The following is an 851-nucleotide window of genomic DNA, read 5'->3' on the forward strand; positions in this document are numbered from 1 at the left end:
CGCATGAGAAGGACCGGTGAAGAACGATGGACGAGCGCTATGGGTGAGGCTGTGGAACGGCATGCCAACACGCGGGACCCGGGTGCCGCCCTGTCGCTGCTGCTCGTCATGACATCTCGTCGCACGTCAATGACACCGGCAGCAAGTGCCGGCGCGGGCCTGACGAAGTTGGGACAAGAGAATACCACGAGGGACACTATATCTGGGGGCTCCCCACCCTTCAAGCACTAGCTATAGCGTCCCGACAAACAAGGGGGATGAAGCGGCGGTGCACCTCGACGCGCCGTTTTTGATTGCCGCGCGGCCTCGGCGCCCACCGGCGCTGCACCTGCGGCGATGCATCCGCGCGCAGCCTTGCGCTCCCGCCGATTTGCGCCGCAGACGCCGATGGAAACTGGCTTGCCGCGATGCGAACGCAGGCCCTCTCGTGCGGCACTCAGCGCGGCCCGCGCAAGCCTTCGGGAAAATACCGACCGTGCCAGCGCAGGCCCTCGGTCACGCGCGGCCAGTCGAAGCCCGGGCCGGGGTCGATCTTGCGGCCGGGTGCGACATGCTCGTGCCCGGCCACGCCCTGCAGCGGATAGCGCCGCGCGAGCGCGCGCAGCAACGGCAGCAGCCGCGCGTACTGCGCCTCCTCGAAGCGCTCGCCCTCCAGCCCTTCCAGCTCGACGCCGACCGAGAAGTCGTTGCAGTTCTCGCGCCCGCGCCAGGCCGAGCGGCCGGCGTGCCATGCGCGCTCGTTGCACGAGACGAACTGCAGCAGCTCGCCGTCGCGCCGCACGACGAAGTGCGACGACACCTGCAGCCCGCGGATCTGCTGGAAGTAGGGGTGCGCGTCCCAGTCGAGCCGG

At 69.0% G+C, this 851-nt stretch carries 1 protein-coding gene; it reads right to left on the reverse strand.

Annotated features, from left to right (window positions below):
* Window positions 1-436: 436 nt before the first annotated feature.
* Window positions 437-851 (reverse strand): 1,6-anhydro-N-acetylmuramyl-L-alanine amidase AmpD (gene ampD, locus AC1D15_RS34980; protein ID WP_477829694.1); only part of this gene is annotated, 415 nt, incomplete at its 5' end.

The sequence above is a fragment of the Rhizobacter sp. P2_H2 genome, assembly GCF_056403375.1.